Annotated in this window: 14 protein-coding genes and 1 tRNA gene; 9 read left to right on the forward strand and 6 right to left on the reverse strand. The window is 65.2% G+C overall.

Annotated features, from left to right (window positions below; translation table 11 throughout):
* Positions 1–3: 3 nt before the first annotated feature.
* Positions 4–921 (reverse strand): DUF7146 domain-containing protein, encoded by a 918-nt coding sequence (locus AN936_RS14690; RefSeq protein WP_054588749.1) that lies wholly within the window; start codon positions 919–921, stop codon positions 4–6.
* 223 nt (positions 922–1,144) lie between these two features.
* On the opposite strand from AN936_RS14690, the gene AN936_RS14695 reads away from it, so the two are divergent.
* Complete coding sequence (locus tag AN936_RS14695; protein ID WP_054588750.1) at positions 1,145–1,345, forward strand: helix-turn-helix domain-containing protein; 201 nt, start codon at positions 1,145–1,147, stop codon at positions 1,343–1,345.
* Here AN936_RS14695 and AN936_RS14700 read toward each other — a convergent pair.
* Positions 1,342–2,577 carry a tyrosine-type recombinase/integrase gene (locus AN936_RS14700; protein ID WP_054588751.1) on the reverse strand — a complete coding sequence of 412 codons (1,236 nt, stop codon included), beginning with the start codon at positions 2,575–2,577 and terminating at the stop codon, positions 1,342–1,344. The two genes, AN936_RS14695 and AN936_RS14700, sit on opposite strands and share 4 nt — an antisense overlap.
* 173 nt (positions 2,578–2,750) lie before the next feature.
* Positions 2,751–2,837, reverse strand: a tRNA-Leu gene (locus AN936_RS14705).
* 200 nt (positions 2,838–3,037) lie between these two features.
* On the opposite strand from AN936_RS14705, the gene AN936_RS14710 reads away from it, so the two are divergent.
* The 8 genes from AN936_RS14710 (at position 3,038) to AN936_RS14745 (ending at position 7,721) form a co-directional block, all read left to right on the forward strand.
* A complete protein-coding gene (locus tag AN936_RS14710; RefSeq protein WP_054590318.1) occupies positions 3,038–3,973 on the forward strand; it encodes a complex I NDUFA9 subunit family protein in 936 nt (311 codons plus the stop codon).
* Between the two features lie 39 nt (positions 3,974–4,012).
* Positions 4,013–4,267 carry a DUF6356 family protein gene (locus AN936_RS14715; protein ID WP_054588752.1) on the forward strand — a complete coding sequence of 85 codons (255 nt, stop codon included), beginning with the start codon at positions 4,013–4,015 and terminating at the stop codon, positions 4,265–4,267.
* Between the two features lie 4 nt (positions 4,268–4,271).
* Positions 4,272–5,027, forward strand: coding sequence for an alpha/beta fold hydrolase (locus AN936_RS14720; protein ID WP_054588753.1), 756 nt, complete (start codon positions 4,272–4,274; stop codon positions 5,025–5,027).
* Positions 5,028–5,094: 67 nt separating this feature from the next.
* The gene (locus AN936_RS14725) at positions 5,095–5,532 is read left to right on the forward strand and encodes an acyl-CoA thioesterase (protein WP_054588754.1); all 438 of its coding nucleotides are present in this window, start codon (positions 5,095–5,097) and stop codon (positions 5,530–5,532) included.
* Positions 5,533–5,541: 9 nt separating this feature from the next.
* Positions 5,542–5,979 carry a VOC family protein gene (locus AN936_RS14730; RefSeq protein ID WP_054588755.1) on the forward strand — a complete coding sequence of 146 codons (438 nt, stop codon included), beginning with the start codon at positions 5,542–5,544 and terminating at the stop codon, positions 5,977–5,979.
* A gap of 6 nt (positions 5,980–5,985) precedes the next feature.
* Positions 5,986–6,393, forward strand: a complete 408-nt coding sequence (locus AN936_RS14735) for a VOC family protein (protein ID WP_054588756.1) — start codon at positions 5,986–5,988, stop codon at positions 6,391–6,393.
* 83 nt (positions 6,394–6,476) lie between these two features.
* Positions 6,477–7,205, forward strand: a complete 729-nt coding sequence (gene gloB, locus AN936_RS14740) for a hydroxyacylglutathione hydrolase (RefSeq protein WP_054588757.1) — start codon at positions 6,477–6,479, stop codon at positions 7,203–7,205.
* A 66-nt stretch (positions 7,206–7,271) separates the two neighbouring features.
* Complete coding sequence (locus AN936_RS14745) at positions 7,272–7,721, forward strand: hypothetical protein (RefSeq protein WP_149037678.1); 450 nt, start codon at positions 7,272–7,274, stop codon at positions 7,719–7,721.
* Between the two features lie 180 nt (positions 7,722–7,901).
* Here AN936_RS14745 and AN936_RS14750 read toward each other — a convergent pair whose 3' ends face one another.
* The 3 genes from AN936_RS14750 to AN936_RS14760 form a co-directional block, all read right to left on the reverse strand.
* Positions 7,902–9,731, reverse strand: coding sequence for an AMP-dependent synthetase/ligase (locus AN936_RS14750; protein WP_054588759.1), 1,830 nt, complete (start codon positions 9,729–9,731; stop codon positions 7,902–7,904).
* A 168-nt stretch (positions 9,732–9,899) separates the two neighbouring features.
* A complete protein-coding gene (ggt, locus tag AN936_RS14755; protein WP_054588760.1) occupies positions 9,900–11,591 on the reverse strand; it encodes a gamma-glutamyltransferase in 1,692 nt (563 codons plus the stop codon).
* Between the two features lie 176 nt (positions 11,592–11,767).
* Positions 11,768–12,838: a quinone-dependent dihydroorotate dehydrogenase gene (locus AN936_RS14760; RefSeq protein WP_054588761.1), complete on the reverse strand. Its 1,071-nt coding sequence runs from the start codon at positions 12,836–12,838 to the stop codon at positions 11,768–11,770.
* Between the last annotated feature and the right edge of the window lie 10 nt (positions 12,839–12,848).

Below are 12,848 nucleotides of genomic sequence, written 5' to 3' on the forward strand. Positions count from 1 at the left end.
CCATCAGGCCACTCGGCGCCGCCAGTCCCCCACCCCCTTCCCTCCTTCCCGTAGGACATCGTTCCAGTCGTTCCGCCCGTGCCACGGCCAGATCGTGCCGATCTGCCGCCCGGGTGCCGTATAGGCCTCGGTTGCAAGCGGCACGGCCAAGCGTCCCGCATTGTCATTGTCGGGGAGCAGGATGAGGCGGTTCACGGATTTCGGGATGGCAACATGGGGGAGGCGTTCATTGCCGAGCGTCGCCCAGACCGGGATGCCGAGCAGAATCATCGCCGAAACCGCTGTCTCGACACCTTCGGCAATCCCAAGCGTCTCGGTGGCGGAAGCGAGCCGAACAGCACCGGCGCAGGGGTTGCCTAGCAGGCGTCGAGGATGGCGAAGGTCGCGTGCACGCCGCCCGCGGGCATCGAGAAAGGTCCTCTGGACGGCGAGCAGACCGGAATCGTCGGTAACGGCGGCGAGCATCGCCGGGCGAAACCGTGCCGCCTTGCCCTTGCCGAGCGGAGTTCGGTCGCAGAAGCGCAAAGAGTCGAGCGCGATGTGAATCGACCGATTGCGTAGGTAGGTCTCGGCGATAGTCCAATTTATCGGCCGTCCGACCCTCCAAAGATCGAAGGCGCGCTTTTGCAGCCATCGGTCGAGCTTGAACTGCTTGGCGATTCCATTGCCCTTTGCGCCCAAGGCATTCGGATCGAGCCGCCGAATGGCGCGCAGCACGTCGCGCGTGTCGCAGCCGGCAAAGCATTTGAACAAGAGTCGGGTGTCGCCAACGCGAACCGATAGGCTCGGCGTTCGGTCATCGTGGGCTGGGCAGCGACACATTCCAGTCGACCCCTGCCAGAAACCGCCAAGGCCCCTGACCAGTGCGGCCCCGGCAGCCTCCAATTCGGAATCATGGAGAGTCGAAAGGGCAACAGACATTGGAATTCTCGCAATCAGATCAGACTTCGCTCAAGCTCCCCCTCTCTCCTGCCGTGCTTTTCGCGGCCACCTGGTGACGAAGTCACGCGGCGCGGCGACACCGCTCAACGGCACGATCCTGCCCTGATTATTGTGAGGTGGCGTAGCAACCGGCACGCTTGCGATGGCGAATGCTGCGTTGGAACCGCGCTCGCGACATTGATCCATCCCGAGGACAAGGAAAATGCAGGATCTCGATTTGTCACGGTCCGAAATCGTCTTCATGGAGCCATTGACCGTGCGGATTCCGACCGCAGTCGAACTGACAGGGCTCAGTCGGTCAAGAATCTACGAGTTGATCGTGTCCGGCGACCTTGAGGTCGTCAAAGTCGGCCGGTCCACGCTGGTCCTCTATACGAGCCTCAAGGCCCTGATCGGCCGCTAGGCGGTCGAGGTCGCACTCTTGCCGAAGGCGGGGCGCAGAATTTGCGCCCCATCGCGCAGCTCGTCGAGATAATCGGACCAATGCTGCATCATGCGAACACGTTCGTCCCAATATTCGCCGCGGGTGTAGACCCGGCGCGTCGCATTGGCATCGAGATGTGCCAGTTGCCTTTCGATCGCATCCGGGTGCCACATTCCCATCTGATTGAGGAGAGTGGCGGCCGTCGCGCGGAATCCATGAGCCGTCATCTCCTCACGGCTGTAGCCCAGCCGCCGAAGCGCGGCGCTGACAGTATTCTCCGACATGCAACGGCGGGGCGTCCGAAAGGACGGAAAGAGGTATCTCCCATGGCCGGTAAGGGCGTGGAGCTCTTCGAGCATCGCAAGAACTTGCCGTGACAGGGGGACGCAAAGCGAGCGGCGCATTTTCATCTTCTCTGCCGGGATCGACCAGACGGCATCATGGGAATCAATCTCCGCCCATTCTGCCTGGCGCAGTTCGCCCGGTCTGACGAAAAGATGCGGCGTCAATCGAAGCGCGACCGCGGTGAGCTCGTGACCAGCGTAGCCATCGATCGCGCGGAGCAGCGCGCCGACTTCCTTCGGGGCCGTGATGGCGGCGTGGTGCTTCACCTTCGGAGTGATCAGCGCACCACGGAGATCGGCCGCCAGATCGCGGTCGGCCCTTGCGGTCGCAATGGCGTAGCGGAACACTCGGCTAATCACGCTCCGCATGCGCCGCGCGCTTTCATATCGGCCGTTCGCCTCGACTTTACGGAGAACGGCCAGGATTTCCTGCGCGGTGAGTTTCGATATCGGGCGACTGCCGATCATCGGTTCGGCGATGTCGAGGAGCCATCGCACCTTCCGAAGCGTGACTGGCGCGCGCTCTTCTCGTTCGATTTTCACCAGCCATTCCTCGGCGATCGCCTTGAACGTATTGTCCTGCGCGATCTTCTGGGTGATCCGCGCGACCTTCTTCTCCGCTGCGGGATCAAGCCCGGCGACAAGCTTCTTGCGCGCCTCGTCGCGAAGTTCCCGAGCGGACGCGATGCCGACATCGGGCCACGACCCGAAATACAGCGTCTTTTGCCGTTCGAGATAGCGATAGTTCATTCGCCAGACTTTTGCGCCGCTCGGCCTGACCACGAGGTACAGGGCGTCGGCGTCAGCCATTTTATAGGCTTTTTCCTTGGGCTTAGCGTTCGAAATCTGGATGTGGGTAAGCGACATGATGGTTTCACCTTCGATAGGCTGACCGAAACCATCAAAAACACCATCAAAGCTGATGGTACGCTGATGGTTCCGGCTGGATCAGCCTGGATTCCACTCAGCGAGTCTCATCGAAAAAGCGGTGAGAAACCAGCCGCTTACTGGACGTCCTCGGACATTCCGAGGAGAACAGATGGTGCCCAGAAGAGGACTCGAACCTCCACGACCTTGCGATCGCCAGCACCTGAAGCTGGTGCGTCTACCAATTCCGCCATCTGGGCACGGGGTAGGAGCGGGCGCTTAGCGGGGGGGCGGTCGGCTTGTCAACCGCGCTGCGGCCGGAGCCGCATATTTTATCGCAAGGGCGCGGTTTCGCGTTGCCATCGGCCGCCTCGCCCCTTGCCCCGGCAGACGCTTCGCGGCATGGGGAGCCATCGGGCGCCCCCGTGCGCCACCACAGAATCGGATACAGGCGGACATGATGCAAAAGCTCGACGGGCAATTGATCACGGTGCTGGGCGGCGGCGGCTTCCTCGGCCGCTATGTCGTGCAACGCCTGCTGTCGCGCGGCGCGCGCGTGCGCATCGCCGAACGCGAACCGCGCAAGGCGGTCTTCCTGAAGCCGCTCGGCGGTCTCGGCCAGACGCAGTTCGTTGCCGCCGACGTCCGCGATGCCGCCAGCGTCGCGCGCGCCGTTGCCGGAAGCGATGCGGTGATCAACCTCGCCGGCAGCTTCGACGATATGGCGGCGGTGCAGGCGGATGGCGCCGGCCATGTTGCGACGGCGGCGAAGGCGGCCGGGGTTCCGACGCTGGTCCATATCTCGGCGATCGGCGCCGACAGCGGTAGCGCCTCCGCCTATGGCCGCAGCAAGGGCGACGGCGAGGCCGCAGTCCGCGCCGCCTTTCCCCAAGCGGCCATCCTGCGCCCGTCCATTCTCTTCGGCCGCGAAGACCACTTCATCAACCGGTTCGCGATGATGATGCGCCTGTCGCCGGTCATTCCGGTGATCGCGCCGAAGGCGAAATTCCAGCCGGTCTATGTCGGCGACGCCGCCGATGCCGTCGTCGCGGCGCTCGCCCCGGGCGCGGCGGGCAAGACCTTCGAACTCGGCGGGCCCGAGGTGCTTACGATGGCCGCATTGCAACGGCGGGTCGCCGACGCGACGGGACGCAAGCCGCTGTTCGTCGACATCCCCGACGCGGTTGCATCGGCGCTTGCCAGCGGGCTGGGCTGGGCGCCCGGCGCGCCGATCACCAAGGATCAGTGGCTGATGCTCCAGACCGACAATATCGTCGCAGCGGGTGCGAGCGGCCTGGCGCAGCTTGGCGTCACCCCGACCGCGCTCGCCGATGTGACCGAGGGCTGGTTGGTCCAGTATCGCCGCCATGGCCGCTTCGCGCAGGCGGCGTCGTAAAACGCCGCCGGTCGTCCGGACGCCGAAAGGGAGCCCTTCATGTTCAAGCGCCTGTTCGTCGATCACCCCAAGGCCGTCGATGAAAGCTATGCCGAACATTTCGGCGTCGCATCGCGCTTTGGCCTGACAATGATCTGGGGCGGCGCCTGCGCGCTGGTCCACGCCGTGGTTCCCGGCTGGTGCATCACCACCGGCAGCGACACGATCCGCCGTCTCAACAAGATCATGGTCGAACAGCGCGCCGCCAAGGGGCAGGCCGCGATGCAGATGAACACGGTCGATTGGGTCATCTGACCGCGTGTCCGACGCCCCCGATTATCTCGACCGCGCGGCGCGGCCGCGGCTCGCCTATCGCTTTGTGGCGGGTACCGGTCCGACGATCGTGTTCCTGCCCGGCTATATGTCCGACATGGCGGGAGGCAAGGCGACCGCGCTGTTCGATTGGGCAGCGGCCGAAGGGCAGGCCTGCCTGCTTCTCGATTACGCCGGCTGCGGGCTGTCGGACGGGCTGTTCGGCGAACAGACACTGCTCGACTGGCGCGGCGATGTACTCGACCTGATCGACGCGAAGGCCGAGGGAGCGGTGGTCCTCGTCGGATCGTCGATGGGCGGGTGGCTGATGCTGCTCACCGCGCTCGCGCTGGTGCAGCGCGACGGGCCGGCGCGGGTCGCGGGACTGGTCGGCATCGCCGCAGCGCCCGATTTCACCGATTGGGGCTTCACCCCCGAAGAGAAAGCGATCATTCTTGCCGAGGGCGAACTGCGCGAGGAGACGCCGTACAGCGACCAGCCCTATGTGACGACGCGTGCCTTCTGGCAGTCGGGCGAGGCGAACCACCTCCTCGACGGCGACATTCCCCTCGCCTGCCCCGTGCGCCTGCTTCACGGCGAGGAGGACGGCGACGTTCCGCCGGATATCAGTGTCCGGCTGTCCGCCGCGCTCGCCAGCGAGGATGTGCAGGTGACGCTCGTCAAGGGCGGCGACCACCGGCTATCGCGCGATACCGATATCGCGCTGCTGATCGACACCGTCGCGCGTATCGCGACAAATTAGGCACCTTCGCGCGTATCGCGACAAATTAGACACCGTCGCGCGGCTCGCGACCAACTAGAGGATTACGATGGCCCGCAGCGACTTTAAATTCAGCGTCACCAAGCGCGTCCGCTATGCCGAGATCGACGCGCAGGCGGTCGTGTTCAACAGCCGTTACCTCGAATATTTCGATATCGGGATCACCGAATATTGGCGCGCGGCCGGCGTCTACGAGCGCTGGAGCGCGCTCGAAAGCCCCGAATTCCACGTTGCGCGCGCCGAGGTCGATTACAAGGCGCCGATCCTGCTCGACGAGGAGATCGACATTTGCGTCCGCTGCTCGCGCGTCGGCCGCAGCTCGATGACCTTTCTCTTCGAACTGCACGGTGCGGGCCGCGACGACCTGCGTGCGTCGGGGCTCGAGGTCAGCGTCCATGTCGAGGAGGCGCGCGGCGCGACCGCGCCCGTGCCCGATGCATTCGTAAACTTGTTCGAAGCGTTTGAAGGACGCAGCCTTCGCGCCTAAGTTAGGCGCATGACGAAATATCTCCATACGATGATCCGCGTGTCGGATCCCGATGCCACCATCGCCTTCTTCAACCTCGTCGGGCTAGAGGAAGTGCGCCGTTTCGACAGCGAACAGGGCCGCTTCACGCTGATCTTCCTCGCGCCGCCGGGTCAGGCGGGCGTTGCCGAGGTCGAGTTGACCTATAACTGGCCGCCCGCCGACGGCAGCGCGGCCGAGGAATATACGGGCGGGCGCAATTTCGGGCATCTCGCCTATCGCGTCGACAATATCTACGACACCTGCCAGCGGCTGATGGACGCCGGCGTGACGATCAACCGCCCGCCGCGCGACGGGCATATGGCGTTTGTCCGCTCGCCCGACGGCATTTCGGTCGAACTGCTGCAGGATGGCCATCTGCCGCCGCAGGAGCCCTGGGCATCGATGCCCAACACGGGGAGCTGGTAAGCCGCCATGCCGGGCCTGTTGATCAACATCGACGTGCCCGACGTGATCGCCGGCGAGCGATTTTATACCGCCGCACTCGGCCTGACGGTCGGCCGCCGCCTCGGCAGCGATATCGTCGAACTGACCGGGTGCGACGCGCCAATCTATCTGATCGCCAAGCCCGCCGGGACCGCAATCGGCCCCGCCGGCGGCGATTTCCGGCGTTATCACCGGCACTGGTCGCCCGTGCATCTAGATTTCACGGTCGATAACCTCGATAGCGCCATCGCCCGGGCGCTTGACGCCGGCGCGACGCAGGAAGGCGAGACGATCGACCTGCCCTATGGCCGGCAGGCGACGTTCGCCGATCCGTTCGGGCACGGATTTTGCCTGATCGAATTCAATGCCGCGGGATATGACGCCATCGCCACCTGAGGCGGCAACCTGCACCTATCAAGGCTGACGGCCTTCTGCTCCGTCTTGGAAGCGAACGAGGCCGTAAGCGAAAGGAGACGATCATGACTGCACTCGACATCGTCCGCATTCTGGTCCTCAGCGACAATTATGTCTGGCTGGTCCACGAGCCCGGCAGCGGCGCGACGATGGTCGTCGACCCCGCGGTCGCCGATCCGGTGCTGGCTGCGGCGGCCGAGCGCGGCTGGACGATCACCGACATCTGGAACACCCACTGGCATCCCGATCACACCGGCGGCAATGCCGCGATCAAGGAAGCCACCGGTTGCACGATCACCGGCCCGGCCGCCGAATATGAACGCATCCCGACGCTCGACGTGCAGGTGAAGGGCGGCGACACGGTCCGGCTCGGCAACCACAGCGCCGAGGTATGGGACGTCCCCGCGCATACGGCGGGGCACATCGCCTATCATTTCGCGGACGATCGCGCGATCTTCGTCGGCGACACGATGTTCGCCATGGGTTGTGGCCGGCTCTTCGAGGGGACGGCCAAGCAGATGTTCGGCAATATGCAGCGGCTCGGCGCGCTCGACGACGCGACGCGCGTCTATTGCGCGCACGAATATACGCTGTCGAACGCGCGCTTCGCGGTCACCGTCGAGCCCGACAATGCGGAACTCGCGGCGCGGCTCGCGGCGGTCGAGGCGGCGCGCGGTGCCGGCGAGGCGACGGTGCCGACGAGCATCGGCGAGGAACGCGCGACCAATCCGTTCCTCCGTGCCGCCAGCGCGCAGGAACTCGGCCGCATCCGGGCGTTGAAGGACGCCGCCTAGGACGGCGCGCGGAGCTTCAGGGAGCGTTCACTTTCGGGGCGTCATAGCGAAGGCAGGAGCAACATGATGGCGAAGCTCAATCCGGTTCACGGCATCGCACTGGCGATATTGGCCGCACCGCTGATCGCGGGCTGCGCGCCTGCGGGCGGCGCCGAGCCCGGTGCCGCGGCGCTGACGCCGAAACAGGCCGAAACGCTGGACAAGCAGCTTGCCGGCAAGGTTCCGGGCAAACCCGAAAAATGCCTGCCGAGCTTTCGCACCACCGACACGATCCGGGTGTCCGACAATATCCTGTTGTACCGGGCGAACGGCAACCTCGTCTATCGCAACGACCTGAAGGGCAGTTGCCCCGGGCTCGCGCGCGACAGCGATATCATGGTCATTCGCCAGTTCGGATCATCGACCTGCAGCGGCGATTTCTTTCACCTGGTCGACCGATCGAGCGGCATTCGCGGTCCGACCTGCGTGCTTGGAGAATTTGTCCCCTATCGCAAACCGGCGGGGGACGAAGGCTGAACCGACGGTTCGGTCGCAGGCGGGGCCCGGTTTGCGCCGAGCTCTTCGGGTCGCACCCCCGCCTGCTATTTGAAGATTGCGTACCATATCCCGCTCGCATCGAGCGAAGTCGAGATGCCCTTCGGGCTAGGCGCAAGACCGATGGGTGTCTCGACTTCGCTCGACACGAACGGATAAGGGCTATGCCTTGTACAAGGCCGCGATCTTGTCTTCGTAGACCTGCTTCAGCACATGGCGCCGGATCTTCATCGACGGCGTCATCTGCTCATTCTCGATCGTGAAGGCCTCGTCGGCAAAGTCGAACTTGCGCACTTTCTCGATCACCGAGAGCTGGCCGTTGACGCGGTCGACCGCGGCGCGGATCACGGCGCGGAACTTCTCATGCTCGCGGAGCAGCTTCAGATCCTTGGGCAGCCCCTCGGCCTCGGCCCATTCGGCCGCCCATTCGGGATCGGGAACGAGAATGCCGACAAGGTGCGGGCGCTTGTCGCCATAGACCATCGCCTGCAGGATTTCGGGCTGGAGCGTCAGCATGCCCTCGACCCGCTGCGGCGAGACATTGTCGCCCTTGTCGTTGACGATCAGGTCCTTCTTGCGGTCGGTGATGACGATGCGGCCCTTGTCGTCGATATGGCCGATATCGCCGGTGTGCAGCCAGGCGCCTTTGTCCAGCTCCGCCGGATCTGGGACGAGCACGCGCTCGGTCTCCGCCGGATTGCGCCAATAGCCCTTCATGACGAGTTCGCCGCGGACGAGGATCTCGCCGTCGTCGGCGATCTTTACCTCGGTGTTCATTAGCGGCGGGCCGACGGTGTCCATCTTGATCCCCGCGCTCGGGCGGTTGCAGCTGATCACCGGCCCCGCCTCGGTCTGCCCATAGCCTTGCAGCAAGGTCAGCCCGATCGAGTGGAAGAAGACCCCGATTTCGGGGTTGAGCGGCGCACCGCCCGACACCAGCGCCTTCATCCGGCCGCCGAAGCGCTTGCCGATCTTGGGCCGGAACAGCCGGTCGAGCAGCAGGTCGACCGGCCGGTCGAGCAGGCCCATGCGCCGCTCATAATCTTTCTCGCCGACGCGCAGCGCCTGGTTCAGCATCCAGTTCGCCAGCTTGCCCTGTTTTTCGACCGCCTTGATCATCCGCGCGCGGATCACCTCGAACAGCCGCGGCACCACGACCATGATCGTCGGGCGCGTTTCCTCGATGTTCGAGACGAGCTTTTCGAGCCCCTCGCTATAATAGATTTGCGCCCCGACCATGATCGGCAGAAATTGGCCGCCCGAATGTTCGTAGGCGTGGCTGAGCGGCAGGAAGGACAGGAAGACCTCCTCGTCGCCGATCCCGAAATCATTGACGAGCACCTCCGCCGCACCCGCGGCATTGTGCAGGATCGCGCCATGATGCTGCATCACCCCGCGCGGCGCACCGCCGGTGCCGCTGGTATAGATGATACACGCTATATCCTCGCGCTTGACGCCGAGCCCGCGCGCCTTGGTCTCCTCGACATAAGTCTCGCCGCCCTCGACCAGCGGCGCCCAGTCGTGGACCGAAACCTCGCCCTGCTGGCCGACGCGCAGGCTTTCCATGCTGATCACGATATGCGCTTCGGACCGCATCACCGCGGGCATCAACACGCGCGCCAGCTTCGCGGTCGACACGATCACCGCCTTAGCGCCGCTGTTGTCGAGGATATGCTGATGGTCGCGTTCGGTGTTGGTCGTATAGGTCGGAACGGTGATGCAGCCTGCGGCCATGATGCCAAGGTCGGCGACGCACCATTCGGGCCGATTCTCGCTCACCAGCACCACCCGGTCGCCTTCCTTGAGGCCGAGTTCGCGCAGATTATGCGCGAGCGCCGCCACTTGGCATGCGACCTGCCGCCAGCTCAGCGGCTGCCAGGCGCGATCGGCCTTGTGCCACAGGAACGGATCGTCGCCGCCCTTTTCGGCGCGGTCGAAGAACATCGCGACCAGACTCGGAAAATGGTCGAGATGGGGGTTTTCCAGCTTCATGCCCGATATTCTCCCACGGCAGTTCGTTTTATTTTTCTCGATCTTAGGGTCAATCGTGCGGCGATTGAAGCCCAGTTCGTCATCCCGGCGAAGGCCGGGATCTCGCCCTGGGGAAGTAACGCGATGGTGAGATCCCGGCCTTCGCCGGGATGACGACAGGTAAGGATGTCATCCCTGCGGCGGCGCGCCATCGACCGACGAGGTGCCGGGACCGCGCGGGTCGGCGGCGCCGTGCCACACTTCCCCAACGCGCTGGGCGGCATTTAGCTTCGATCCAAGGTCGGTCGGGGTGAAGCTGTAGCCGAAGGGCTGCATCTTCGCCGCGATCGCCTGCCCTGCCGCATCGTCCTCGATCAGCACGCCCTTTTCACCGAAGAACAGGTTCGGCAGTGCGATCGCTTCCTCGGCCGAAAGCCCCCAGTCGAGAACGCCGATCAGCGTCTTGGTGACATGCATGATGATCCGCTTGCCGCCCGCCGAGCCAACCGCAAGGATCACCTTGCCGTCGGGGCCATAGACGATCGTCGGCGACATCGACGACAGCGGACGTTTGCCCGCCTCGACGCGGTTGGCGGCCGGGGCGCCGTCCTGCACCGGGCTGTGATCGAAGTCGGTCAGCTCGTTGTTGAGGAAATAGCCGTTCACATTGAGATGGCTGCCAAAGATGCTTTCGACGGTCGAGGTCATCGATGCGACATTGCCCGCGCGGTCGACCGCGACGAAATGCGTCGTGCCGTTCTCGGCGACCGGACCCGACGGCGTGCGTGGCGGCGCGCCCGGCGGCGTCCCCGCCTCATAATGGCCGGCCGCGCCATAGGGCGAGATGAGCTGGCGGCGCTCGGTGAGATAGGCCTTGTCGAGCAGTCCCTTGACCGGGACGTCGACGAAATCGCCGTCTCCGAGATATTTGGCGCGGTCGGCATAGGCGAGCTGCATCGCTTCGGCGATGAGGTGCCAGCTCATCGGATTGTCCTTGCCCATCGCCTTCATGTCCCAGCCCTCGATCATGCCGAGGATGCCGAAGACGGTCGTCGCGCCCGAAGACGGCGGGCCCATGCCGCAGACCTTGTAGACGCGATAGGTGGTGCAGACGGCGGGACGCTCCTTCGCCCGATAGGCGGCGAGATCGTGCGCAGTCAGCACCGCCGGATTGCGCACCGATTTCGCGACCGTATCGCTGATCGCGCGCGCGTTGGCGCCGGTGTAGAAGGCATCGGGACCGCGCGCCGCGATATCGCGCAGCAGCGCCGCATAGGCCGGGTTCTTCAGCCGCGTCCCGACCGGCACCGGCTTGCCATCGACATAATAGATCGCGCGCGCGGCAGGAAAATTCTTCCACAGCGCCTGATAGCGGTCGAGCCAGTTGTAGAGCGCCGGGGTAACTTCATAGCCGTCCTCGGCCAGCTTGATCGCGGGCTGGAACAGCGCCTTCCATTCGAGCTTGCCCCATTTTTTATGCGCCATTTCCATCAGGCGGATATTGCCGGGAACCCCGACCGAAAGGCCGCCGGGGATAACGTCTGCGTAACCGCGCGGCTTGCCGTCGGGGCCGAGAAAACGTCCCGGCTTCGCCGACGCCGGCGCAGTCTCGCGTCCGTCGATCGTGGCGATGCCGTCCGATTTGGCATCGTGATAGACGAGGAAGCCGCCGCCGCCGATGCCGCTCGACTGCGGTTCGACGAGCGTCAGCACCGCGACCATCGCGACCGCCGCATCGGCCGCCGTGCCGCCCTGCTGCAGGATCGCCCGTCCGGCCTCGGTCGCGCGCGGATCGGCGGACGAGGTAACGCCCTGCGCCGCGGCGAGCGAGGGAAGCGAAACGATAAAAAGGCTGATGACGGCAAGGAGTCGTTTGATCATGCGCGCGACATTGGCGCGGGGGTGCAGACAGCGCAACCCCAACCGATCCTCCCTGTGGCTAAGCCATGGGGAGGTGGCAGCGCAAAGCGCTGACGGAGGGGCAATGGCGCAACGTCGGAGCCCCTCCACCACCCATCGGGCGGTCCCCCTCCCCATCGCTACGCGACAGGGAGGATCTATTCTCCTACCCCCACCGCATCGGCGACCCGCGTAAAGCCATCGCGCGCCGCCAGCGTTTCGAGCCCGCGCGCGATGCGCCCCGCGAGCCCCGGTCCTTCATAGACCATCGCCGAATAGATCTGGATCAGGCTGGCCCCCGCACGAATCCGTTCCCACGCCTGTTCGGCCGAAGCAATGCCGCCCGCCGCGACGAGCGGCAACTTGCCGCCGCTGGCGCTCCGGAAATCGCGGACCCGCTGGAGCGCAAGGCCTGCCAGCGGCGCCCCCGACAGCCCGCCCGCCTCGCCCGCATGGCGCGAGGCGAGCGCCGGCCGCTCGATCGTCGTGTTCGACACGATCACCGCGGCCAGCCCCTTGTCGAAGGCGACGGCGACGATGTCGTCGATGTCGGCGGGTTCAAGATCGGGCGCGACCTTGAGAAACACGGGCTTCGCGCCATCCGCCGGCTGCGCCGCGGCGACGCCGTCGAGCAAAGCCTCGAGCGCGCCGCGATCCTGCAAGGCGCGGAGGCCCGGCGTGTTCGGCGAGCTGATATTGACCGTCAGATAGTCGGCCAGCGGCGCCATCGCCGCCGTGCCCTTCGCATAGTCGGCGATGCGGTCCACGCTGTCCTTGTTGGCGCCAATGTTGATGCCGAGCGGCACCGGCAACCCGAACCGGCGCAGGCAGGCGATCCGTTCGGCCGCCTTTTCCTGACCGCCATTGTTGAAGCCCATGCGGTTGATCACCGCGCCGTCCTCGACGAGGCGGAACAGGCGCGGGCGCGGGTTGCCCTCCTGCGGCAGCGGGGTCAGCGTGCCGACCTCGACGAAGCCGAAACCGAAATGCGGCATCGCGTGCGCAACGCGCGCATCCTTGTCGAACCCCGGCGCAAGACCGACCGGGTTCGGGAAGTGCAAACCGGCGAGCTCGGTCGCCAGCGCCGCACTGGTCAGCGCATGGCGCGCACGCGGCAGCGGCTGGAGCGCGTTCAGGGTCAGATTATGCGCCGCCTCGCCATCGGTGGCGTGCACCAGCGGACGGACGAGCGCATAGGCGGTATCGGCGGCGGAAGCGAAGAGCGACATGGCCCGCCAT

Origin of the sequence: Sphingopyxis macrogoltabida (assembly GCF_001307295.1) — a bacterium.
GTDB lineage: Bacteria > Pseudomonadota > Alphaproteobacteria > Sphingomonadales > Sphingomonadaceae > Sphingopyxis > Sphingopyxis macrogoltabida_B.

Coding starts and splice junctions, on each gene's coding strand:
- AN936_RS14690 (WP_054588749.1), bottom strand. CDS start 921: ATGTCTGTTGCCCTTTCGACTCTCCATGATTCCGAATTGGAGGCTGCC.
- AN936_RS14695 (WP_054588750.1), top strand. CDS start 1,145: ATGCAGGATCTCGATTTGTCACGGTCCGAAATCGTCTTCATGGAGCCA.
- AN936_RS14700 (WP_054588751.1), bottom strand. CDS start 2,577: ATGTCGCTTACCCACATCCAGATTTCGAACGCTAAGCCCAAGGAAAAA.
- AN936_RS14710 (WP_054590318.1), top strand. CDS start 3,038: ATGCAAAAGCTCGACGGGCAATTGATCACGGTGCTGGGCGGCGGCGGC.
- AN936_RS14715 (WP_054588752.1), top strand. CDS start 4,013: ATGTTCAAGCGCCTGTTCGTCGATCACCCCAAGGCCGTCGATGAAAGC.
- AN936_RS14725 (WP_054588754.1), top strand. CDS start 5,095: ATGGCCCGCAGCGACTTTAAATTCAGCGTCACCAAGCGCGTCCGCTAT.
- AN936_RS14730 (WP_054588755.1), top strand. CDS start 5,542: ATGACGAAATATCTCCATACGATGATCCGCGTGTCGGATCCCGATGCC.
- AN936_RS14735 (WP_054588756.1), top strand. CDS start 5,986: ATGCCGGGCCTGTTGATCAACATCGACGTGCCCGACGTGATCGCCGGC.
- gloB (WP_054588757.1), top strand. CDS start 6,477: ATGACTGCACTCGACATCGTCCGCATTCTGGTCCTCAGCGACAATTAT.
- AN936_RS14745 (WP_149037678.1), top strand. CDS start 7,272: ATGGCGAAGCTCAATCCGGTTCACGGCATCGCACTGGCGATATTGGCC.
- AN936_RS14750 (WP_054588759.1), bottom strand. CDS start 9,731: ATGAAGCTGGAAAACCCCCATCTCGACCATTTTCCGAGTCTGGTCGCG.
- ggt (WP_054588760.1), bottom strand. CDS start 11,591: ATGATCAAACGACTCCTTGCCGTCATCAGCCTTTTTATCGTTTCGCTT.
- AN936_RS14760 (WP_054588761.1), bottom strand. CDS start 12,838: ATGTCGCTCTTCGCTTCCGCCGCCGATACCGCCTATGCGCTCGTCCGT.